This is a genomic window from Nocardioides sp. PD653-B2, assembly GCF_002117935.1.
Classification (GTDB): domain Bacteria; phylum Actinomycetota; class Actinomycetes; order Propionibacteriales; family Nocardioidaceae; genus Nocardioides.
This window is the reverse complement of record NZ_BDJE01000046.1, coordinates 1-20699: the sequence shown is the minus strand read 5'-3', so window position 1 is coordinate 20699 and position 20699 is coordinate 1. Positions and strand designations below refer to the sequence as shown.

Below are 20699 nucleotides of genomic sequence, written 5' to 3'. Positions count from 1 at the left end.
CTGTCCGACGGGTGACGGGCGAACGGGGTCAGCTGTCGGTCGGCTCGGGGGGCCACTCCGCGGACGTGACCTCGCCGCCGCGGACCTCGACGAGGAGGCGTACGTCGGCGGCGCCCTTCTCGGCGAGCGCGTAGCGGCCGGCGCTCAGCTCCCCGAAGACCAGGGCCGGCACCTCGCCGCCCTGGACAGGGCGACGCACCACCGCGACGTGGGCCAGGTGGCCGTGGTCGTGCCCGTGATCGTGGTCGTGGCTCCCGTCGTGGTCGTGATGGTGGTGGCCGAACACCGTGCCCTCCGGGCCGATCTCGACCTCGACGCCGACCATCGACGCGGGGGTGGTGACCACCAGCGCGCCGATGTCGCCGCCGATGTCGAGCAGGACGCTGCCCTGCCCGGCGTGCGGGTTCTCGGGCGAGTCCGGGAGGCGGGTGTCCACCGCCGTACCGGCGCTCATGACGCCGACGTGGTGCCGGGCTCGGTCTGGTAGCCCCCGCCGGGCAGACCGAGGAACGGGAACGTCTCGAGCAGCGGGGCGTTGGTGTCCGTCGTCCCGTCCTCGACGGCGCTGGCCGCGCCGTCCGGGGTGAACGACGGGTCGACGAGCGGGATCGTCAGGCCCGCAATCGCCCGCAGCTCGATGGTCACGACGTCGTCACCGATCCGGCGCCCGTTCGGGAAGCCGGCCGCGTCGCCGGCGACGAGGCCCAGGCTGTTCTCGGTCTCGCTGGGCGGGATCGCGACGTTGAGCCGGAGCATGTCCGACTGCACCGGGCCGGTGTAGTTCTGGAAGCCCGGCACCACGCCGGCCGGGATGCCGGTCATCAGGATCGCGTTGAGGTCGGCCCGCGGCTTCGTGTACGCCGCGAGGTTCGGGAAGACGCCCGGGTAGAGCACGGGCAGCAGCCCGGCCAGCTCCGGCCTGTTGACGTACTTCGTGTACTTCGCGTCGTTCGCAGGATGCGCGGAGTTCCACGCGTCCTTCTCGGCCATCGGCACGATGACCTCGTTGAAGAGCGGGTTGCCCAGCCGGGAGACCTGCACCCACGGGCCGTTCCCGACGTACTTGCCCAGCTTGCTGTCGTAGACCCGGCCCTTGCGCCGGCTCGCGGTCGCCCACACGCCGATCACGGCATCGGCGCTCATCGGGTCGGTCGGGCGGTCACCGCTGGCGCTGACCTCGTCGATCGGCACCTGGAGGGCGATGGTGTGCACGTTGTAGGACTGGACGGCGTTCTTGCCGCCCATGTTCGGCATCGAGATCAGGTGCGCCTCGTTGAACGGGCGGAGCGCGCCGAGGTCGAAGATGCTGCCGAGGTCGACGTGGAACGCGTCGGCGCGCTGACCGGCGAACACCCGGCGCCGCCCGAGCTTGTGCAGCGCCTGGCCGGCGAGGGTCGCGTAGTCGGGGGTGCTGCGCTTGCCGACGTTGACCGGCGGGGTGGTCAGCTTCGTCCCGAGCACCGTGGACCGGCCGTTCTTGACCTTGGTGACCGTGTAGTACTGGGGCCGGTTCCAGGTCGTGTCGGTGATGTCGGAGATCGGACCGGTGTTGTAGAGGAAGGTCTTGGGGTTGCGGATCTTCGTCGTGAACTTGAACTGGTAGGTCACGTCCGGCTTGCCGGTGCCCGAGTTGCTGACGTGGATCTCGTAGAGGACGTCGTCGCCGAACTCGTAGAAGTTCGGGCCACCGTCCGGCTTCTGCAGCGGGATGAAGTTCGCGATCAGCGTGACCGTGCTGGGCCGGTGCGGGCTGACGAACGCGTAGACGTCGGTGCCGTCGGCGACCGGGTCCTTGGAGATCTCGGGTGCTTCGCGGTGCGAGGACATCAGCGACCCCCTGCCGCGTTCAGGATCCGCGTGACGAGGTCGCGGTCGTGCACGACCACCTCGCGCTCGCCGACCAGGAGCCGCAGCTCGCTGGACGTGTGGTCGGTGACGACGGCCAGCACGGGCTCGCGCGCGCTGCCCGGCTTCGGGCGGCCGGGGGCGGCGGCGTTCGCCGTTCCGGACGCGAGGGCGAACGGCACCGCCGCGACCCCCACCCCCGATGCTGCTAGGAACTTCCTTCTGCTCGTCTCGCTCATGACGGTCCTCCAGTTCGTGCGCGGGGACGGGTGTGATCCGCGCCACTGGGCTGTTCGTCACCCTCCCCGGGACGGATTGGCCGGGGGCGGGTCGGGTGGCCACCCGCTCACGTCGAGGCCCGACAGACGGGTCAACAGGTCCAGGTCGTCGGCGTACAGCTCGGCGAGCCTGGTGACGACTGCGGCCGTGGGAGGCGGAGCGACCAGGTCAGTGCACGTCGACTGGATCACGCACAGTCGCGGCTCCTTGGCGTACGGCTCCAGGCCGAGGAACGCCGTGGTGCGATCCAGCGTCTCGCGGTGGTCACCAGGACGGGAACCCCATCCCGGTGCGTGGCCACCACCCTGCCGAGCCTCAGCGGGTCCGTGGGCGCAGGTTTGCCCTCGAGGGGTAGATCCGGTCAGGCGTGCGCGGTCATCCGGTTCGCAGGTCTACTCACGAGACGCCACGTGAACCAGGCGATGCCGCCGGCAGGCGCGAACAGCACGATGGCCGCAGCCCACAGGAACTTCTGTTGGCGCAGCGCGTCGACCAGCGGCCAGGCGAGGAGCACCGCGAACCCAAGCAGGGCGGCGACGACGAACAGCGGGCTCGGAACGAGCTGGCTCGTCTCCAACGCGATCAGGTTCATGGCACGGATTGTGCGCAGAGCCGCCTGCGACACCGCATCGGCGACACGCCCGGAGCTGGCGGTGCTTGGTCCCACCTCGACCGCATCACTCGCGGTGGGCGCAGAGGGGATCGAACCCCCGACCACCTCCTTGTAAGGGAGGTGCTCTACCGCTGAGCTATACGCCCGCTCGCTCCGGCCAAGACGCGCGAAGCGGGGCACACACTACGCAGAGAAGGCCCGGAAAATGAAGTTGAACCGCAGGCGTCTCGGGTCACCTGCGGTTCAACGAAGCCAACATTAGAGGGGCCGTTCAAGCGCTGTCGAAGGATCTGAGAATTTCGGGAGGATTTCGCGCCGGCCGGTCTAGACCGGCGCGTCGACGGCCGCCGTGAGCTGTCGCAGGTGCTCGTCGAGATCGCGCCCTTCGGGCATCGCGTTGTGCACCGCCCAGCGCACCATCCCCTCGCTGTCGATGACGTACGACGACCGTCGCGCACAGCCCTTCTCGGCGTCGAAGGCGTCGTAGGCGCGGGCCACCTCGCCGTGCGGCCAGAAGTCCGACAGGAGGGGGAAGTTGAGCCCGTCCTGGTCGGCGAAGGCCCGCAGCGAGTAGACCGGGTCGCACGAGATCGCGAGCACCTCGGTGTCGAACGTGAGGAACTCGGCCAGCCGGTCGCGGATGCCCGCCATCTCGCCCGTGCACACTCCGGAGAACGCGTAGGGGTAGAAGAAGATCACCACCGCCTTGCTCCCCCGGAAGGACGAGAGCGAGACGTCCTGGCCGAACTGGTCGCGCAGCGTGAAGTCGGGCGCAGGGCCACCGAGTTCGAGTCCGGTCATGACGGTCATCTTCGCATCCGGCACCGACCGGCCTTCACTCAGTGTCGAGGTCCCGCTTGAGCACCTTGCCCGTCGCGTTGCGGGGCAGCTCGTCGAGGAAGACGATGTCGCGCGGCACCTTGTAACGGGCCAGGTTGTCCTTGACGTGAGCCTTCAGCTCGTCCTCCGTGACGTCGCCGTTGACCACCACGAACGCCCGCAGCCGCTTGCCGAAGTCGGGGTCGTCGACGCCGACCGCGGCCACCTCGACGACGGCGTCGTGGCGCATGAGGGTGTCCTCGACCTCCTTGGGGAAGACGTTCTCACCGCCCGACACGATCATCTCGTCGTCGCGGCCCTCGACGTGGAGACGGCCGTTCTCGTCGAAGCGGCCGACGTCGCCGGTCGACATCAGCCCGTCGACGATCTCCTTGTGGCCGCCGCCGGTGTAGCCCTCGAAGAGCAGGCCGTTGCCGACGAAGATCCGCCCGGTCTCCCCCGGCGGCAGCTCCTTGCCGTCCGGGCCGAGGATCTTCACGACCGTCGCGTACGGCGGCTTGCCCGCCGCCGACGGCGCCTCGCGGAGATCCACGGGGTTGGCGATCGACGCGTAGGCGACCTCGGTCGAGCCGTAGATGTTGTAGAGGTTGTCGCCGAAGTGGTCCATCCAGTCGGTCGCGAGGTCACCGGGCAGCGCCGAGCCGGACGACGCGACGACCTTCACCCTGCTCAGGTCGTAGGACTTCAGTGTCTTCTCGGGCAGCGCCATGATCCGCTGCAGCATCACCGGGATCACCACGAGCGAGTCGCACTTCTCCTGCTGGGTGACCTCCAGGCAGCCCTCGGGGTCGAACTTGCGCCGCAGCACGATGGTGGACCCGAGCAGCATCGAGAGCGCGAGGTGGGCGAAGCCCCAGGTGTGGAAGAGCGGGGCGGCGATGTGGGTGCGCCAGCCGTACCGGAGCGGCATCCGGGAGAGCAGCGAGACGGCCGCGTCGATCCCGGCCTCGCTGCGCGGTGCGCCCTTGGGCGTGCCCGTCGTCCCCGACGTCAGGATCACGATCCGCCCGTGGGTCCCGGCGGGCTCCACGTCGTCGTCGGGGTTGTCCGCGATGAGCGACTCGAGGGTCGGCCCCTCGGGCTCGCCGTCGGTCCACGCGAGCACCGACGTACCGACGTCGGCCTTCGCCAGCAGCTGCGTGAACTCCTCGTCGTGCACGACGACGGTCGGCTTCTCCCGCTCGAGCACGTCGACCAGCTGGGGTCCGGCGAAGGCGGTGTTGAGGTAGAGGATGTCGGCGCCGAGCTTGGCGGTCGCGATGCTCGCGTCGACGAACCCGCGGTGGTTGCGACACATCAGCGCCACGCTGCCGCCCTCGCCCACACCCAGGTCGGCCAGGCCGCGCGCCAGCGCGTTGGAGCGGCGGTGCATCTCGTCGAAGGTGAGCGACCCGAGCTCGTCGACCACGGCGGTACGACGGGGGTCGAGCAGCGCGGCCGCCGCGAAACCGCCCGCGGGGCCGGTGCCCCAGTCCTTGAGCGTCTTCGCGGCGCGGGCCAGCGCGACCGGGTGGTGCGGGCGGATGACACCTGCCTCGCCGAGCACCTTGAGGGTGGTGCCGGTCGCCGCGGCGCCGGCCAGAGTCTTCTGGAAGAGGTCCGAGAGCACGGCGCAGACGCTACGCGGGCGTCTTCGGAGCGACCAGCCGGGTCGCCGACCAGTCCTTGCTGACCGCGGCCGTCGTCGTCTGGGAGAGGCCCGCGATCGGTGCGGCCTCGGCGATGTCGGCGGGGTCGACCGCGTTGGGCCGTCCGACCTTCGGCGTGAGGAGCCAGATCTGGCCACCGCCCACCAGGTCGGTCAACGCGTCCACGAGTCCGTCGACCAGGTCGCCGTCCTCGTCGCGCCACCACAGCACGACGGCGTCGACCACGTTGCCGTAGTCGCCGTCCACCATGTCGGCGTCGATGCGGTCCTCGATCGCGACCCGGAGCTCGTCGTCGGTGTCGCTGTCCCAGCCCATCTCCTGGACGACCATCCCGGACGTGAAGCCCAGTCGGTCGGCCGGGCCCGCAGTGGGTCCGTCTGTCTGGGTGGACCCGCCACCCGCGGTCGAGCTCAAGTTTCCGCCTCCATGTCTGGCTGTGATCTCGCACGGTCGCGCGCCGGTCCCCCGGCGTACAAGTTGGGGAGTAGTCCACCGGAGTTCCGGCAGGGGCGCAACCCGCGTCCACAGGAACGTCCCCAGCAAGCGCTCCGGCGCGCCCACCCGGTGGACCTACCCGTGGGTAAATTCCCTGCCTCCCGGGACCGTGCGACGATGAGCAGGTGACTGAAGAACCGACCCCCACTTCTGGCACGGACAACAAGCGGAGCGGCGTCATCCCGACCGTCATCCACGAAGGTCTGCCCACCCAGCTGCCCGACATCGACCCGGACGAGACCAACGACTGGATCGACTCCTTCGACTCCCTTGTCGACGAGCGAGGCCGCGAACGCGCCCGCTACGTCATGCTCCGCCTGCTCGAACGTGCGCGCGAGATGCAGGTCGGCGTGCCCGCCCTGCGCAGCACCGACTACATCAACACCATCCCGCCCGAGCGCGAACCCTGGTTCCCCGGTGACGAGGACGCCGAGCGCCGGATCCGCGCGTTCATCCGGTGGAACGCCGCGGTCATGGTGTCCAGCGCCAACCGCAAGGGCCTGGAGGTCGGCGGCCACATCGCGACCTACCAGTCCTCGGCGAGCCTCTACGAGGTCGGCTTCAACCACTTCTTCCGCGGCAAGGACGCGCCCGGCGGCGGCGACCAGATCTACATCCAGGGCCACGCCTCCCCCGGCATCTACGCCCGGGCCTTCCTCGAGGGCCGCCTGACCGAGGAGCAGCTCTACCGCTTCCGCCAGGAGGTCCAGCACGGCCCGCACGCCGGGCTCTCATCGTACCCGCACCCCCGGCTGATGCCGGAGTTCTGGGAGTTCCCGACGGTCTCCATGGGCCTCACCGGCATCAACTCGATCTACCAGGCCCGCTTCAACCGCTACCTGGCCAACCGCGGCATCAAGGACACCAGCGACCAGCACGTCTGGGCGTTTCTGGGCGACGGCGAGATGGCCGAGCCCGAGTCGCTCGGTGCGATCCGGATCGCCGCCCGTGAGGAGCTCGACAACCTCACCTGGGTCATCAACTGCAACCTGCAGCAGCTCGACGGGCCGGTCACCGGCAACGGCAAGATCATCCAGGAGCTCGAGGCCAACTTCCGCGGTGCCGGCTGGAACGTCATCAAGGTCGTGTGGGGCCAGGGCTGGGACCCGCTCCTGGCCCGCGACGTCGACGGCGTGCTCGTCAACAAGATGAACACCACCCCCGACGGCGCGTTCCAGACCTACTCGGTCGAGGACGGCGCCTACGTGCGCGAGAACTTCTTCGGCGACGACCCGCGGCTGCGCAAGATGGTCGAGCACATGAGCGACCAGCAGATCGAGAAGCTGCCGCGCGGTGGCCACGACTACCGCAAGGTGTACGCCGCGTTCGACGCCGCCACCAAGCACGTCGGGCAGCCGACCGTGATCCTCGCGAAGACGATCAAGGGCTGGACGATCGACGCACTGGAGGGCAAGAACGCCACCCACCAGATGAAGAAGCTGACCCAGGACGACCTCAAGAAGTTCCGGGACCGCCTCTACCTGCCGATCTCCGACCGCGACCTCGAGCGCTCCTACGAGGAGACCGGTGGCGCGCCGTTCTTCCACCCGGGCCCCAACGCCCCGGAGATCGAGTACATGCTCGACCGCCGCAAGCAGCTGGGCGGCTCGCTGCCGAAGCGCGTGGTGCGGGCCAAGAACCTGACGCTCCCCGGCGACGACATGTACAAGGTGCTCAAGCAGGGCTCCGGCAAGAACTCCATCGCCACCACGATGGCCGCCGTCCGCCTGCTCCGGGACTGGATGAAGGACCCGGAGATCGGCAAGCGGATCGTGCCGATCGCGCCCGACGAGTACCGCACCTTCGGCATGGACGCGATGTTCCCGAGCGCGAAGGTCTACAACCCGGGCGGCCAGCAGTACGACTCGGTCGACCGCAATATGTTGCTCTCCTACAAGGAGTCGGCGCAGGGCCAGATGCTCCACGAGGGCATCTCGGAGGCCGGCGCGATGGCCTCCGCGACGGCCGCGGGCTCGGCGTACTCCACCCACGGCGAGCACATGATCCCGTTCTACATCTTCTACTCGATGTTCGGCTTCCAGCGCACCGGCGACTCGATCTGGGCGATGGCCGACCAGCTGGCCCGCGGCTTCCTGATCGGCGCCACGGCCGGACGCACCACCCTGACCGGCGAGGGCCTCCAGCACGCCGACGGCCACTCGCCGCTCCTCGCGGCGACCAACCCAGCGGTGGTGCACTACGACCCCGCGTTCGCCTACGAGGTCGGCCACGTGATGCGGTCGGGTCTCGAGCGGATGTACGGCGAGGACGCCGAGAACGTCATCTTCTACATGACGGTCTACAACGAGCCGGTCGCGCAGCCGGCCGAGCCCGAGGACGTCGACGTCGAGGGGATCCTCAAGGGCATCCACCACGTCTCGTCGGCTCCCGACGTCTCCGGCGGGGGTGACGGGCCGCGCGTCCAGCTGCTCGCGTCCGGTGTCGGCTACCCGTGGATCAAGAAGGCGCAGGAGATGCTCGCCGAGGAGTGGGGCGTCCGGGCCGACACCTGGTCGGTGACGTCGTGGAACGAGCTCGCCCGCGACGCGGTCGCCGCCGAGGAGTGGAACCTGCTCCACCCGGGTGAGAGCCCGCGCACGGCGTACGTCACCGACAAGCTGGCCGGTGCCCCGGGCCCGGTCGTCGCGGTGTCGGACTTCATGCGCGCCGTACCCCTCCAGATCGCCCGCTGGGTGCCGGCGGACTACCGGGTGCTCGGCGCGGACGGCTTCGGCTTCGCCGACACCCGCCCGGCCGCGCGCCGCTTCTTCCACATCGACGCCGAGTCGGTGGTCGTGCAGACGCTGCAGGCCCTCGCCGACGCCGGTCAGATCGAGCGGTCCAAGGTCGAGGAGGCCTTCGCGAAGTACCGGATCGACGACCCCACGGCCGTCTCCGGAGTCAAGCAGGAGGGCGGAGACGCCTAGCCGGGACGCGGCAGCGGATCGGCTGATGGTGGTCGAGCGAGCGGCGCGACTGAGCCTGCGACGTCGCGACCCGCGTGTCGAGACCCGGTGAGACGAACGAGGGCGGTGACCACGGTCACCGCCCTTCGTCGTCCTCCGGGGTTTCGAGACGGTTGCTGCGCAACATCCTCGACCGCCGGGGCGCTAGCCCGCTGAGTCCTCCACGGCGTGCAGCACCGGCGCGTCCGGCGCCGGCCCGGCCTTCAGCAGCGCCCGGAAGCGCGCCCGGCTGTACGCCGCGGGCTCGGTCGTGCGGATGAACTCGTGCACGATCTTGGCGAACCGGTGCGGGTGGTCCTTGTGGGGGAAGTGCCCGGCGTTCGGGATCACCTCGACCCGCGCGTTCGGCGCGAGCGCCGCGGCGTAGTTGGCGTGCCGCACCGGGATCACCCGGTCGTCGCGGCCCCACACGACCCACATCGGCATCTCCTCGGTGAGGTAGGCCCGGTCGGCCATGGTGACGATCTGGCCCTGCCAGTCGACGACCGCGCGCACGACGTGCCGGATCGCGTGCCGGGCCTGGGGGTCCTTGAAGGAGTCGTAGACGTTCGCGACCTCGTCGAAGTCACGGGTGACCTTCCACGGGCTGGCCGACAGCGCCCGCAAGCCGGCCAGGCCCACGTGCCGGATGCCCGGCAACGTCAGCACCGACATCACCTGGTGGAAGCCGGGCGTGCTGATGGCCCGGATGGCCGGGCTCACCTCCGGCCCGAGGCCGCCGGAGGCGACCAGCATCATCCGCTCGGTCCGCTCGGGGAACTGGTAGGCGAACTGCATGGCCACACCGCCGCCGAAGCTGTGCCCGATCACGGTGACCTTGTCGATCCCCAGGACCGTGATCAGGTCGCGCATGCCGTTGGCGTAGCCGCCCAGCGTGTAGTCGGCTCGGGGCTTGTCCGACCGGCCGTGGCCGAGCAGGTCCGGGGCGACCACGGTGTAGCGCCGGCTCAGCGACTCGATCACCGGCTCCCACGTCGTGTGGTCGCAGCCCAGCCCGTGGAGCAGGAGGACGACGGGGCCGCTCCCGGTCTTCACGTACGCGCGACGATGGCCGTGGACGGTGACGAACTGGACGTCGTACCGGTCAGACACCGGTGCCTCCCCATGATGGACGTAGACGCCGATTCAATCACTAGTTCCTCCGGTTCGGATCATGGATCCCCTTGATTTACCGGGGTTTAACCCGCGTGCACGGTGCACTAGCCTCGGCTGGTGCCCCCTCGTAGCGGCGCGTCCCCCCACCAGCGGGCCGCCGACGCCCTGCAGCGGGCGACCGGTGCGCTGAGCACGGCCGCGATGGCGCGCATGGAGCAGGACATGCCGTGGTTCCGGGAGCTCAGCGCGGAGGACCGCTCCTGGGTCGGCCAGATCGTCCAGGCCGGCATCCGGAGCTTCGTCGACTGGTACCGGCAGGCCGGTGACGCGCCGGCTCCCGGTGGCACCGCCCTCGCCGCGTCGGTCTTCGGTGCCGCCCCGCGCGCCCTCGCGGGCGTCATCAACCTCCAGCAGACCGTCGACCTGGTCCGCCTCTCGATCGACGTCGTGGAGAACAACGTCGAGGAGCTCCTCGACCCCGAGGACGCCGCCGAGGTGATGGGCGCCGTGCTCCGCTACGCCCGCGAGGTCGCGTTCGCGACCGCCGAGGTCTACGCCCGGGCCGCGGAGGTCCGCGGCGCCTGGGACGCCCGCCTCGAGGCGCTCGTCGTCGATGCGGTGCTCCGCTCGGACGCCGACGAGACCCTCCTGTCGCGCGCCAGCGCGCTCGGCTGGGCGGGGCGCGGCGACGTCGCGGTGGTCCTCGGCAGCGTGGCGGCCGACCGCCGCGAGTCCGACACCTTCGAGGAGGTACGACGCGCCGCGCGCGCCGCGGGCATGGACGCGCTCTGCGCCGTCCAGGGCGACCGGCAGGTCGTGGTGCTCGGCGGCGTCACCGAGCCGCGCGCGGCCGCGGCCGCGGTCGCGCACCTCTTCGGTGCCGGCCCTGTGGTCGTCGGCCCGGTGATCGGTGACCTCGGCCAGGCCCACGTCTCGGCCCGGGCCGCCCTCTCGGCGCACCGGGCCGCCGCGGGCTGGCCGCAGGCCCCGCGACCGGTACGCAGCAGCGACCTCCTGCCGGAGCGCGCGCTGGCCGGCGACGGCCACGCCCGCCGGCACCTGGTCGACGAGATCTACCTGCCGTTGCTGCAGGCCCGGGGCACCCTGATCGAGACGATCTCGGCCTACTTCGAGCAGGGCTCGTCGCTGGAGGCGACCGCCCGGACCCTCTTCGTGCACCCGAACACGGTCCGCTACCGGCTGCGCCAGGCGGCCGAGCTCACGGGCTTCTCCGCCACCGACGCCCGGGACGCGTTCACCCTCGAGATCGCGCTCGTGCTCGGCCGACAGTCGGGACGCAGTGTTTTGTAGGTTTCCTACAAAGAATCGCCCGGTGATTTCGTGGGCGCCGGAGGCGATGTCCGACCCCCGGGCGCGGCAGAGTGGGTGACGTGCTCGTGATCGTCGCTCCCGGCCAAGGTGCCCAGTCGCCCGGCTTCCTGCTGCCCTGGCTCGAGGACCCGACCTTCGCCTCCCGGTTCTCCTGGCTGTCCACCGTCGCCGGCATCGACCTGGCGCACTACGGCACCGAGGCCGACGCCGACACGATCCGCCAGACCGAGATCGCCCAGCCGCTGCTGGTCGCGACCGGCCTGGTCACCGCCCTCGAGCTCTTCCCGCACCCCAGCGACGCCTTCGAGCAGATCGGTGCCGTCGCCGGCCACAGTGTCGGCGAGATCGCCGCGGCCGCGGGCGCCCGGGTCATCACCGCCGAGCAGGCGATGGTGCTGGTCCGCGAGCGCGGCAAGGCGATGGCCGAGGCCGCCGCCGTGACGCCCACCGGCATGACCGCGATCCTCGGCGGCGACCGCGACGAGATCCTCGCGGCCCTCGAGAAGCACGGCCTCACCCCCGCCAACGACAACGGGCCCGGCCAGATCGTCGCCGCCGGCACCCGCGAGCAGCTCGACGCGTTCGCCGCCGACCCGCCGGCCAAGGCCCGGCTGATGCCGCTCAGCGTGGCCGGCGCCTTCCACACCCAGCACATGCAGCCGGCCGTCGGTCACCTCGCCGCCCTGGCCCGCTCCGTCTCGACCCACGACCCGCGCACCCGCGTCATCTCCAACCGCGACGGCCAGGTCATCCACGACGGTCGCGACGTCCTCGCCCGGATCGTCGGCCAGATCGCCAGCCCGGTCCGCTGGGACCTCTGCCTGGAGACCATGGAGGACCTCGGGGTCACCGGCATCCTCGAGATGCCGCCGGCGGGCACCCTGACCGGCATCGCCAAGCGCGCCCTCAAGGGCGTCGAGACGTTCGCGCTCAAGACGCCCGACCAGCTCGACGCCGCCCGCGAGTTCTGCGCCAAGCACGGCGAGGCCTCCGGCATCAACACCACCCCGACGTGGCGGATGGTCGTGTCCCCCATCAAGGGCACGTTCCACATCTCCGCCGAGGCCGAGGCGCTCGACGTCCTCGCCGCGGGCGCCGCGATCGGCGAGGTCGCGAGCCTGCGCGACCGCACCAGCATCACCGCCGCCCACGGCGGCGAGATCGTCGAGTGGCTGGTCCACGACGGCGACCTCGTGTCGCCCGGACAGCCGCTGCTCCGCCTGCACCCCGAGGGAGGCTACTGATGGTCGCGATCCAGCAGGCCGAAGGCGCCCGGCACGCCGCCATCTTGGGCATCGGCGCCTACCGGCCCTCCCGGATCATCCCCAACGCCGAGGTCGTCGAGGCGATCGACTCCAGCGACGAGTGGATCCAGCAGCGCTCCGGCATCAAGCAGCGCCGTTGGGCGACCCCGGAGGAGACCGTCCAGGTCATGTCCGTGGCCGCCGCGCGGACGGCGCTCGAGCGGGCCGGCGTCGACGCCCGCCAGATCGACTGCGTCATCGTCGCCACGGTCACCCACATGTACCAGACCCCGGCGATCGCGACCGCGATCGCCCACGAGCTCGGCACCGACCAGGCCGCCGCGTTCGACATCTCGGCCGCCTGCGCCGGCTTCTGCCACGGCGTCGCGATGGGCGCCGACTTCGTCCGCGCCGGCAGCGCCGGCTACGTCCTCGTGATCGGCGTCGAACGGCTCTCCGACATCACCGACGTCGGCGACCGCGGCACGGCGTTCATCTTCGCCGACGGCGCCGGCGCGGCCGTGATCGGCCCGAGCGAGACGCCCGGCATCGGGCCGGTCGTCTGGGGCTCCGACGGCGAGCAGTTCGACCTGATCCGGCAGCGCGAGGACTGGCGCGACGTGGTCGCCTCCGAGCACCCCGAGATGCCGCACCTGGTCATGCAGGGCAACGCGGTGTTCCGCTGGGCGTCGTTCGCCATGGCCAAGATCGGTCAGCAGGCGCTCGACCGCGCCGGGGTCTCCCTCGACGACCTCGACGTGTTCGTCCCCCACCAGGCCAACATGCGCATCACCGACGCCATGGCGCGCTCGATGAAGCTCCCCGAGCGGGTGAAGATCGCCCGCGACATCGCCGAGCAGGGCAACACGTCCGCCGCGTCCATCCCGCTCGCCCTCGACCGGATGATCGAGGAGGGCGACGCGCGCAGCGGCGACACGGCCCTCCTGATCGCCTTCGGTGCCGGCCTCGCGTACGCCGCGCAGGTCGTCACCGTGCCCTGATCGCACCACCCCAACCCCAACAGAGAAGGACAAGCAATGCCCTCCACTGAAGAGATCCGCGCCGACCTCGCCGACATCGTCAACGAGGTCGCCGGCATCGACGCCGACGACGTCCAGCTCGACAAGTCGTTCGTCGACGACCTGGACGTGGACTCGCTGTCCATGGTCGAGGTCGTCGTCGCGGCCGAGGAGAAGTTCGGCGTCTCCATCCCCGACGACGAGGTGAAGAACCTCAAGACCGTCGGCGACGCCGTCGCCTTCATCGAGCGGGCCCAGGCCTGAGCCACCCCTCCCCTAGGAGCAGCATGTCTTCGAAGCGTGTCGTCGTCACCGGTCTCGGGACCACCTCCCCCCTCGGCGGAGACGTCGCGAGCACCTGGGACGGCCTGATCCACGGCCGTTCGGGCGTTCGCTACCTGACCGATGACTGGGCCCAGGAGATGCCGGTCAAGATCGCCGGCCGCATCGCCGTCGAGCCGAGCGAGGTCCTCGAGCGGGTCAAGGCCCGCCGGCTGGACCGCTCGTCGCAGTTCGCGATGGTCGCGGCCATGGAGGCGTGGGCCGACTCCGGCCTCGACGCCCTGCAGGCCGCCGGCTCGCTCGACCAGGACCGGGTCGGGGTCGCGATGGCCTCCGGCATCGGCGGTGTGACCACGCTGCTCGACAACTACGACACGCTCAGGGAGAAGGGGCCCCGCCGGGTCTCCCCCCTGGCCGTGCCGATGCTGATGCCCAACGCCCCGGCCGCGAACATCAGCCTGTACGTCGGAGCGCGCGCGGCGGTCAACACGCCGGTCTCCGCGTGCGCCTCCGGCAACGAGGCGATCGCCCTGGCTCTCGACCAGATCCGGCTCGGCCGGGCCGACATCGTGCTGGCCGGCGGCACCGAGGCCGCGATCCACCCGCTGCCCATGGCGGCCTTCGCCAACATGATGGCGCTCTCCAAGACCGCCAGCGGTCCCGACGGCGGCGACCCGACGACGGTCTCCCGCCCGTGGGACACCGCCCGCGACGGGTTCGTGCTCGGCGAGGGTGCCGGCGTGATCGTCCTGGAGTCCGAGGAGCACGCGCTGGCCCGCGGCGCCCGCATCTACGCCACCGTCATGGGCGCCGGCATCACCGCCGACTCCCACGACATCGCCCAGCCCGACCCGGCCGGCCGCGGCGGAGCGCGCGCGATCCTGCGCGCCCTCGCCGAGGGCGACGTCGACCCGTCGGACATCGCGCACATCAACGCGCACGCGACGTCGACGCCCCAGGGCGACATCGCCGAGGGCCTGATGATCCACGCGACCCTCGGCTCCCACGCCAACGAGGTCGTCGTGACCAGCACCAAGTCGATGACCGGCCACCTCCTCGGCGGCGCCGGCGCCCTCGAGGCCGTGGCGACGATCCTGGCGCTGCACCACCGCATCTCCCCGCCGACGATCAACCTCGACAACCTCGACCCGCAGGTCGAGCTCGACATCGCCACCAAGGTCCGCGACCTGCCGCTGGGCGACATCGTGGCCCTCAACAACTCCTTCGGCTTCGGCGGCGCCAACGTGGCCGTCGCCTTCGGGAGCGCCTGATGACCGCCGCTCCCGTCACCGCCAAGCCGGCGAAGCTGCCCCGCGACGAGGACCCGCGCAACCCCGTCCACCGCCTCACGGCGCTGCTCGACGACGGCACCCTCGAGCTGATCACGCCCGACGACGACTCGGGCATGCTCGCCGCGGTCGGCCAGGTCGACGGCACCCGCGTGGTCGCCTTCTGCTCCGACGCCACCGTGATGGGCGGCGCGATGGGCGACCTGGGCTGCCGCGTCGTCGTCGACGCCTACCACCGCGCGATGACCGACGGCGTCCCGATCATCGGGCTCTGGCACTCCGGCGGCGCCCGGCTCGCGGAGGGCGTCCTGTCCCTCCACGCCGTCGGCCGGATCTTCCAGGTGATGACCCAGGCCTCGGGCAAGATCCCGCAGGTCTCCGTGGTGCTCGGCCCCGCGGCCGGCGGCGCGGCGTACGGCCCCGCGCTCACCGACGTCGTCATCCTCGGCCCCGAGGGCCGGATCTTCGTCACCGGCCCCGACGTCGTCCGCTCGGTCACCGGTGAGGACGTCGACATGCTCCGCCTCGGCGGGCCCGAGCCGCACGGCCGGCGCTCCGGCGTCGTGCACATCCTCACCGACTCCGAGGAGGAGGCACTCGGCCGCGCCCGCACGGTGGCGTCCCTGCTCGGCTCCCAGGGCAGCCTCGTGCTAGCCGACGTGGAGGACCGCGACCTCGAGGCCCTGCTGCCCGAGTCGAAGAAGCGCGCCTACGACGTGCACCCGCTCGTCGAGTCGATCCTCGACGAGGGCACCACCCAGGAGCTGCACGCCCGTTGGGCCCCCAACATCGTCACCGCGCTCGGCCGGTTCGGCGGCCGCACCGTCGGCGTGGTCGCCAACAACCCGCTGCGCCTCGGCGGCTGCCTCGACTCGCTCTCCGCGGAGAAGGCGTCCCGCTTCGTGCGCATGTGCGACGCGTTCGGCGTCCCGCTCATCGTGGTCGTGGACGTGCCCGGGTACCTCCCGGGCGTCGGCCAGGAGTGGGACGGCGTCGTCCGGCGCGGCGCCAAGCTCCTGCACGCCTTCGGGGAGTGCGTGGTCCCCCGGGTCACCCTGGTGACCCGCAAGACCTATGGCGGCGCCTACATCGCCATGAACGCGCGCTCGCTCGGCGCCACCAAGGTCTTCGCCTGGCCGGGGGCCGAGGTCGCCGTGATGGGCGCGGTCGCCGCGATCCGGATCCTGCACCGCCGGAGGCTGGCCGAGGTCGGCCCCGACATCCGTCCCCAGGTCGAGGCCGAGCTGGCCGCCGAGCACGAGCGGATCGCCGGTGGCGTCGACAAGGCCGTCGAGATCGGCGTGGTCGACGAGGTCGTCGACCCGACCCGGACCCGCTCGGCGATCGCCCAGGCGATCGACGACGCCGTGCAGGACGGCGGCGTGCGCCGCGGCATGCACGGCAACATCCCGCTCTGATCTCGCCGTAACGGCCGGCGCGGTCCTGCGTTGGACCTCACATGACGCCCGTCACACTCCTCGGCAGCGTGCTGGCCACCGCCACCCTCGTCGCCCTCGGTGCCGTGGTCGGCGCACCCGCGGACGGCGTCACGTCGTCGTACGGGCACACGCACGCCGCCGACGGCAGGCTGCGCGACGGCTGCCACACCTACCGCTACCGCTACGTCGTCACCACGCCGACGCACGACTGGACGCTGGAGACCTTCCTGGTCGACCCGAACGGCGACACCCTCGCGTCGGGCGCCTTCCTCTCCGACTCCGACCCCGAGCGGGGCACCAGCGGGTTCCGTTTCTGCCGCTACTCCACCCGCGCCGGGAAGTTCACGATCCGGGCCAAGGTGCACTGGTACAACGGCTCCGGGGAGCACAAGGCGTTCTTCACACCGTCGCACTTCCGCCTCAGGCGCTAGTCAGGTCTCGACCCGCCGCTCGACCTCGTCGGGTCGCGCCTCAGACGACCTGGTGCAGCCAGCGCACCGGAGCGCCGTCGCCGGCGTGCCGGAACGTCTCGAGCTCGTCGTCCCACGGCTTGCCGAGGAGCTTGTCGATCTCGATCATCATCGTGGTGTCGCCGAGCGCCGCCTTGACCACCGCGGCCTTGAGCCGGTCCTCGGGGATCATGATGTCGCCGTGCAGGCCGGTCACCGCGTGGAAGACGCCCAGCTCGGGGGTGTAGGAGTAGCGGGCGCCCTCCGAGGACGGCGTCGGCTCCTCGGTGATCTCGAAGCGGAGCTGGTTCCAGCCGCGCAGCGCGGACGCCACGGCTGCGGCAGAGCCGGCAGCACCGGACCAGGACAGCTCGGCGCGGTAGGTGCCGGACTGGGCCGACTGCGGCGTCCAGTCCAGGCTCACGGGCACGCCGAGGACACCGCCGACGGCCCACTCGATGTGCGGGCACAGCGCGGACGGCGCTGAGTGGACGTAGAGAACGCCCCTCGTCGCGGTGCGGGTGGCAGTGCGTGCGGTCACCGTGACCTCCTTCATCTCCAGCGCGAAGTGCGCCTTCCCCAGCGGTTTCACGGGAGACGAGGTCGTCCAAGTGACAAGCATGTAGTTGTGGGCACCATTGTGGCGCATGAGGCGCGTGAATGCCAGTGTTCAGCGTTTGACGGCTGCGGTTCCGGTCCGCCGGGGTCCGAGCTCCATCAGCGTGGCGATGACCTCCTCGGCGATGCCGAGGCCGCCGAGGTGGCTCTCGCCGTCGACCACCCGCATCGTGGCGTCCGGGAGCCGGTCCATCATCGCCTGACCGTGGCGGAACGGGACGATGTGGTCGTCGTCCCCGTGCCACCAGCGCACCGGGACCTGCACGTCGGCGGCGTCGAAGCCCCAGTGCCGGGTGAAGAGCAGCAGGTCGTTGATCGGTGCCGAGGTCTGGAACCGGCTCCCGTTGAGCAGGTCGTCGAGGAACATCGCCTTGACCTCGGGCCGCGCGAGCAGGTTCTTGTCCCCCGGCGGCTGCAGGGAGGCGTACAGGTCCAGGGCCGGGCCTGCCAGGGGCTTCACGAGCCGGATGCCCTGGGTGAGGCCGATGCCGAGCGGCACCCGCGCCAGGGACAGGAGGGGTGCGAGGTGGACGGCGAGCTGGATGATGCCGCCGTCGACCGCGTCGACGCCGCGGGTCGGCGCCACCCCGCCGAGCACCCCGACACCGTGCACGCGGTCGGGCAGCGCCACGCCGGCGGCCAGGGCGTACGGGCCTCCTCCGGACAGGCCGATCATCCGCACCGTGTCGATCGCGAGGGTGTCCAGGAACAGCTCGAGGTCGTGGGTCCAGTCGAGGACGTCGGGGTAGAGGTACGGCGTCGAGGACCCGATCCCGGGCCGGTCGATGCCGATGATGCGGACCCCGTGCCGTGCGGCGTACTCCCGGGCCTCGATCGGGATCTGGCGCCGGGCACCGGGCGTGCCGTGCATCCAGACGATCGCGGCCCCCCGGCGTGAGCCGTACTCGGCGAAGCTCAGCCGCCGGTCGTCTCGGACGGCCACCGTCCCCTCGAGGGCCGGCCTCCTGACGTCGCTCATGCCGAGGAGTGTCGCAGCCGCACGGCTCCCGGGTCGACGATGTTGGCGATGTCCCGCACGGCTCCCAGCAGCTGGCCGTCGCCGACGACGACCGGACCGTCGACCACGTCGAGCACCACGCAGGTGATGTTGTCCCTGCCGCCGGCGACCAGCGCCGACTGGGTCAGCACGGCGGCCGCGGAGTGCGGGTCGGCGAGGCGCATCAGCTCCGCGATCCGATCCTCGTCGACCAGGTCGGTCAACCCGTCGGTGCAGAGCAGGATCCGGTCGCCCACCTCCGCCTCGAGGTCGACCAGGTCGGGGTCGCCCATCCCGGTCTCGGGACCGCCGTCGAGGGAGCGCATCACCACGTTGCGCCACGGATGCCGAGGCGCCTCCTCGGGGCGCAGCTGGTCGGTGTCGATCAGGTGCTGGACGTAGGTGTGGTCGTGGGAGACGCGGCGCAGCTCGCCGCCGCGGTAGCGGTAGGCCCGGCTGTCGCCGAGGTGGCCGAGGACCACCCGCCGACCGTCGCACACCACCGCGGACAGGGTCGTGGCCATCCCCGCGCGTTCGGAGTCGTCGTGCACGCCGGCGCGCAGGCTCACCCGCGCGGCGGCGACGGCGGCACCGAGGACCTCGGCGGGGTCGTCGCCGAACCGCGCCAGCGCGGTGGCCGACACGACGTACGCCGTCGTCGCCGACGCGACCTCCCCCGCAGCGGCGCCGCCGACCCCGTCTGCGACCAGCGCGACGTAAGGGCCCTGGAAGCCCGAGTCCTCGTTGTGCGGACGCACGCAACCGACGTCGCTGACGCCGGCACCCGAGAAACGCAGCATCCTGTCCTCCTCGCGGATTGTCGTCGAGTACAACCCGCGGACAGCACCGGGGTCAACCCCGGCCACAGCGGGGGGCCGACGCCATCCTGCCCACCGCCGCCGACAGGAAACCCGCTCAGCCCAGGCGCTTCTCGAGCGCCTCGGCGCGGATGTCGGCGTCGGTCAGCTCGTCGCTGTCGATCGCGTACGTGCGGTGGAACCAGGTGAGGGCGTCGTTGTCGCGGCCGGCTGCCTCGAGCGTGTCGGCATAGGCGTAGCGCAGCCGGACCACCCACGGCGAACGGCTCTTGGACAGCAGCGGCGCGAGCTCGAGCGTGCGCAGCGCCGCGTCCATCTGGCCGAGGTCGCGGCGGGCACCGGCCTCGACGATCGTCATCTCCGCCTTGGCCTCCGGGGAGAAGTTCGCGACCGACGGGCTCTTGGCGAGCTTGAGCGCTTCCTGGGGCTTGCCGAGGGCGCGGTGGCAGTCCGCCATGATCGGCAGGTAGGCCGTGGCGCCGTTCATCCGCTTGGCGGCGCGCAGCTCCGCCAGCGCCTCGGCGTAGTGGCCGGCGGCGTAGGCCGCCTCGCCGGTGGCCTCGCGGACGACCGCGAGCCGGGGAGCACGGGACCGGGCGGCCAGGGTGTGCTGGTAGGCCGTCTCGGGATCGTCCTCGAGCACCATGCCGGCGGCGGCGAGGTGCCGGGCAACGCGGGCGGCCAGCTTCTCGGGCAGGCCCTTGAGCTGGGCGGTGATCGCCCGGTCGAGCTCACCTCCGGTGATCCCCTCGGGCAGCTCGGGGCCGTCGTAGATCGCCTGCTCGGCGGTCCGCTCGGCCTGCTTGTCGGCGGGCCGCTTCCAGTCGCTCTTGCGACCGGGTCGGTCGCCGCCGCGGGCGGGTCGGGCGTCGCGGCGATCGGAGCCGGGCGTCCAGCGCTGTGAGCGCTCGTCCGACTTCGCCGAGCTGCTGCGGTTGCCGCCGCTGTTGGCGCCGCCGGAGGAGGGACGCTTGCCGTCCGGCTTCTTGCCGGACGCGGGCTTGCCACCACTGGTGGGCTTGCCGCTCGTCGGGCGCCCACCCGTGGGCTTGCCGCTCGACGGACGCTGGTTGCGACGCTGCTCGGCCACGACTGCTGCTCCTGCTCCTGCACCTGAAGTGCGTCGATGAACGTGCGTAAATGAACGTAGGGGCCACCTGTCGGTGGCCCCTACGGAGTGTATGTCCGGCGGCGTCCTACTCTCCCACAGCCTCTCGGTTGCAGTACCATCGGCGCTGAAAGGCTTAACTTCCGGGTTCGGGATGGGACCGGGTGTTTCCCTTTCGCTATGGCCGCCGTAACTCTTGCGGAGTGCTACGCACCCAGGGTTGTCATGGGTGGTGCACGTCCAAGCCACTATTCAATTCTCCACCTGGTCGGCACGGGTGCCGACACGGTGGTCTGTGTGTTCTGGATTCGTGGACGCGAAC

At 71.2% G+C, this 20699-nt stretch carries 20 protein-coding genes, 1 tRNA gene and 1 rRNA gene; 8 read left to right on the top strand and 14 right to left on the bottom strand.

Annotation, left to right across the window (positions count from 1 at the left end; translation table 11 throughout):
- Nucleotides 1-28 precede the first annotated feature (28 nt).
- The 8 genes from PD653B2_RS19235 to PD653B2_RS19200 all read right to left on the bottom strand — a co-directional run bounded on the left by PD653B2_RS19235 (nt 29) and on the right by PD653B2_RS19200 (nt 5640).
- The gene (locus tag PD653B2_RS19235; protein ID WP_085874029.1) at nt 29-454 is read right to left on the bottom strand and encodes a hypothetical protein; all 426 of its coding nucleotides are present in this window, start codon (nt 452-454) and stop codon (nt 29-31) included.
- Nucleotides 451-1827, bottom strand: coding sequence for a DUF4331 domain-containing protein (locus PD653B2_RS19230; protein WP_085874028.1), 1377 nt, complete (start codon nt 1825-1827; stop codon nt 451-453). Before PD653B2_RS19230 ends, PD653B2_RS19235 begins: the two co-directional genes overlap by 4 nt.
- Complete coding sequence (locus PD653B2_RS19225) at nt 1827-2084, bottom strand: twin-arginine translocation signal domain-containing protein (protein ID WP_123061256.1); 258 nt, start codon at nt 2082-2084, stop codon at nt 1827-1829. Before PD653B2_RS19225 ends, PD653B2_RS19230 begins: the two co-directional genes overlap by 1 nt.
- A 401-nt stretch (nt 2085-2485) precedes the next feature.
- Nucleotides 2486-2716: a hypothetical protein gene (locus PD653B2_RS24630; protein WP_133059080.1), complete on the bottom strand. Its 231-nt coding sequence runs from the start codon at nt 2714-2716 to the stop codon at nt 2486-2488.
- Between the two features lie 95 nt (nt 2717-2811).
- A tRNA-Val gene (locus tag PD653B2_RS19215) sits at nt 2812-2883 on the bottom strand.
- A 178-nt stretch (nt 2884-3061) separates the two neighbouring features.
- The gene (locus tag PD653B2_RS19210; protein ID WP_085874051.1) at nt 3062-3538 is read right to left on the bottom strand and encodes a peroxiredoxin; all 477 of its coding nucleotides are present in this window, start codon (nt 3536-3538) and stop codon (nt 3062-3064) included.
- Between the two features lie 34 nt (nt 3539-3572).
- Nucleotides 3573-5186 carry an AMP-binding protein gene (locus PD653B2_RS19205; RefSeq protein WP_085874025.1) on the bottom strand — a complete coding sequence of 538 codons (1614 nt, stop codon included), beginning with the start codon at nt 5184-5186 and terminating at the stop codon, nt 3573-3575.
- A 10-nt stretch (nt 5187-5196) separates the two neighbouring features.
- Complete coding sequence (locus PD653B2_RS19200; RefSeq protein WP_085874024.1) at nt 5197-5640, bottom strand: DUF3052 domain-containing protein; 444 nt, start codon at nt 5638-5640, stop codon at nt 5197-5199.
- 206 nt (nt 5641-5846) lie between these two features.
- Between PD653B2_RS19200 and aceE the strand changes: the two genes are divergently transcribed.
- Nucleotides 5847-8648 (top strand): pyruvate dehydrogenase (acetyl-transferring), homodimeric type, encoded by a 2802-nt coding sequence (gene aceE / locus PD653B2_RS19195; protein WP_085874023.1) that lies wholly within the window; start codon nt 5847-5849, stop codon nt 8646-8648.
- Nucleotides 8649-8831: 183 nt separating this feature from the next.
- On the opposite strand, the gene PD653B2_RS19190 is transcribed toward aceE, so the two are convergent.
- Nucleotides 8832-9779, bottom strand: coding sequence for an alpha/beta fold hydrolase (locus PD653B2_RS19190; RefSeq protein ID WP_085874022.1), 948 nt, complete (start codon nt 9777-9779; stop codon nt 8832-8834).
- A 120-nt stretch (nt 9780-9899) separates the two neighbouring features.
- Between PD653B2_RS19190 and PD653B2_RS19185 the strand changes: the two genes are divergently transcribed.
- The 7 genes from PD653B2_RS19185 to PD653B2_RS19155 all read left to right on the top strand — a co-directional run bounded on the left by PD653B2_RS19185 (nt 9900) and on the right by PD653B2_RS19155 (nt 16818).
- On the top strand, nt 9900-11093 hold the full coding sequence (locus PD653B2_RS19185; RefSeq protein ID WP_085874021.1) for a PucR family transcriptional regulator: 1194 nt from the start codon (nt 9900-9902) through the stop codon (nt 11091-11093).
- A gap of 80 nt (nt 11094-11173) precedes the next feature.
- The gene (locus tag PD653B2_RS19180) at nt 11174-12358 is read left to right on the top strand and encodes an acyltransferase domain-containing protein (RefSeq protein ID WP_085874050.1); all 1185 of its coding nucleotides are present in this window, start codon (nt 11174-11176) and stop codon (nt 12356-12358) included.
- Nucleotides 12358-13359: a beta-ketoacyl-ACP synthase III gene (locus PD653B2_RS19175; RefSeq protein ID WP_085874020.1), complete on the top strand. Its 1002-nt coding sequence runs from the start codon at nt 12358-12360 to the stop codon at nt 13357-13359. The genes PD653B2_RS19180 and PD653B2_RS19175 overlap by 1 nt, the downstream gene beginning before the upstream one ends.
- Nucleotides 13360-13395: 36 nt before the next feature.
- On the top strand, nt 13396-13641 hold the full coding sequence (locus PD653B2_RS19170; RefSeq protein WP_085874019.1) for an acyl carrier protein: 246 nt from the start codon (nt 13396-13398) through the stop codon (nt 13639-13641).
- A gap of 23 nt (nt 13642-13664) precedes the next feature.
- Nucleotides 13665-14930 (top strand): beta-ketoacyl-[acyl-carrier-protein] synthase family protein, encoded by a 1266-nt coding sequence (locus PD653B2_RS19165; RefSeq protein ID WP_085874018.1) that lies wholly within the window; start codon nt 13665-13667, stop codon nt 14928-14930.
- Nucleotides 14930-16366 (top strand): acyl-CoA carboxylase subunit beta, encoded by a 1437-nt coding sequence (locus PD653B2_RS19160; protein WP_085874017.1) that lies wholly within the window; start codon nt 14930-14932, stop codon nt 16364-16366. Before PD653B2_RS19165 ends, PD653B2_RS19160 begins: the two co-directional genes overlap by 1 nt.
- Nucleotides 16367-16407: 41 nt before the next feature.
- A complete protein-coding gene (locus tag PD653B2_RS19155; protein ID WP_085874016.1) occupies nt 16408-16818 on the top strand; it encodes a hypothetical protein in 411 nt (136 codons plus the stop codon).
- Nucleotides 16819-16858: 40 nt separating this feature from the next.
- Here PD653B2_RS19155 and PD653B2_RS19150 read toward each other — a convergent pair whose 3' ends face one another.
- The 5 genes from PD653B2_RS19150 to rrf form a co-directional block, all read right to left on the bottom strand.
- Nucleotides 16859-17392, bottom strand: a complete 534-nt coding sequence (locus tag PD653B2_RS19150; protein WP_085874049.1) for a DUF3145 domain-containing protein — start codon at nt 17390-17392, stop codon at nt 16859-16861.
- 114 nt (nt 17393-17506) lie between these two features.
- A complete protein-coding gene (locus PD653B2_RS19145; RefSeq protein ID WP_085874015.1) occupies nt 17507-18433 on the bottom strand; it encodes an alpha/beta fold hydrolase in 927 nt (308 codons plus the stop codon).
- Nucleotides 18430-19251 carry a PP2C family protein-serine/threonine phosphatase gene (locus PD653B2_RS19140; RefSeq protein WP_085874014.1) on the bottom strand — a complete coding sequence of 274 codons (822 nt, stop codon included), beginning with the start codon at nt 19249-19251 and terminating at the stop codon, nt 18430-18432. Before PD653B2_RS19140 ends, PD653B2_RS19145 begins: the two co-directional genes overlap by 4 nt.
- A gap of 115 nt (nt 19252-19366) precedes the next feature.
- Nucleotides 19367-20359: a tetratricopeptide repeat protein gene (locus PD653B2_RS19135; RefSeq protein WP_085874013.1), complete on the bottom strand. Its 993-nt coding sequence runs from the start codon at nt 20357-20359 to the stop codon at nt 19367-19369.
- Between the two features lie 93 nt (nt 20360-20452).
- Nucleotides 20453-20569: ribosomal RNA gene (gene rrf, locus PD653B2_RS19130) — 5S ribosomal RNA — on the bottom strand.
- Nucleotides 20570-20699: the final 130 nt, after the last annotated feature.

What these genes read in the sequence shown, in the direction of transcription:
- PD653B2_RS19235 (WP_085874029.1), bottom strand. Translation starts at nt 454, where the DNA reads ATGAGCGCCGGTACGGCGGTGGACACCCGCCTCCCGGACTCGCCCGAG.
- PD653B2_RS19230 (WP_085874028.1), bottom strand. Translation starts at nt 1,827, where the DNA reads ATGTCCTCGCACCGCGAAGCACCCGAGATCTCCAAGGACCCGGTCGCC.
- PD653B2_RS19225 (WP_123061256.1), bottom strand. Translation starts at nt 2,084, where the DNA reads ATGAGCGAGACGAGCAGAAGGAAGTTCCTAGCAGCATCGGGGGTGGGG.
- PD653B2_RS24630 (WP_133059080.1), bottom strand. Translation starts at nt 2,716, where the DNA reads ATGAACCTGATCGCGTTGGAGACGAGCCAGCTCGTTCCGAGCCCGCTG.
- PD653B2_RS19210 (WP_085874051.1), bottom strand. Translation starts at nt 3,538, where the DNA reads ATGACCGGACTCGAACTCGGTGGCCCTGCGCCCGACTTCACGCTGCGC.
- PD653B2_RS19175 (WP_085874020.1), top strand. Translation starts at nt 12,358, where the DNA reads ATGGTCGCGATCCAGCAGGCCGAAGGCGCCCGGCACGCCGCCATCTTG.
- PD653B2_RS19170 (WP_085874019.1), top strand. Translation starts at nt 13,396, where the DNA reads ATGCCCTCCACTGAAGAGATCCGCGCCGACCTCGCCGACATCGTCAAC.
- PD653B2_RS19165 (WP_085874018.1), top strand. Translation starts at nt 13,665, where the DNA reads ATGTCTTCGAAGCGTGTCGTCGTCACCGGTCTCGGGACCACCTCCCCC.
- PD653B2_RS19160 (WP_085874017.1), top strand. Translation starts at nt 14,930, where the DNA reads ATGACCGCCGCTCCCGTCACCGCCAAGCCGGCGAAGCTGCCCCGCGAC.
- PD653B2_RS19155 (WP_085874016.1), top strand. Translation starts at nt 16,408, where the DNA reads ATGACGCCCGTCACACTCCTCGGCAGCGTGCTGGCCACCGCCACCCTC.
- PD653B2_RS19150 (WP_085874049.1), bottom strand. Translation starts at nt 17,392, where the DNA reads ATGAAGGAGGTCACGGTGACCGCACGCACTGCCACCCGCACCGCGACG.
- PD653B2_RS19145 (WP_085874015.1), bottom strand. Translation starts at nt 18,433, where the DNA reads ATGAGCGACGTCAGGAGGCCGGCCCTCGAGGGGACGGTGGCCGTCCGA.
- PD653B2_RS19140 (WP_085874014.1), bottom strand. Translation starts at nt 19,251, where the DNA reads ATGCTGCGTTTCTCGGGTGCCGGCGTCAGCGACGTCGGTTGCGTGCGT.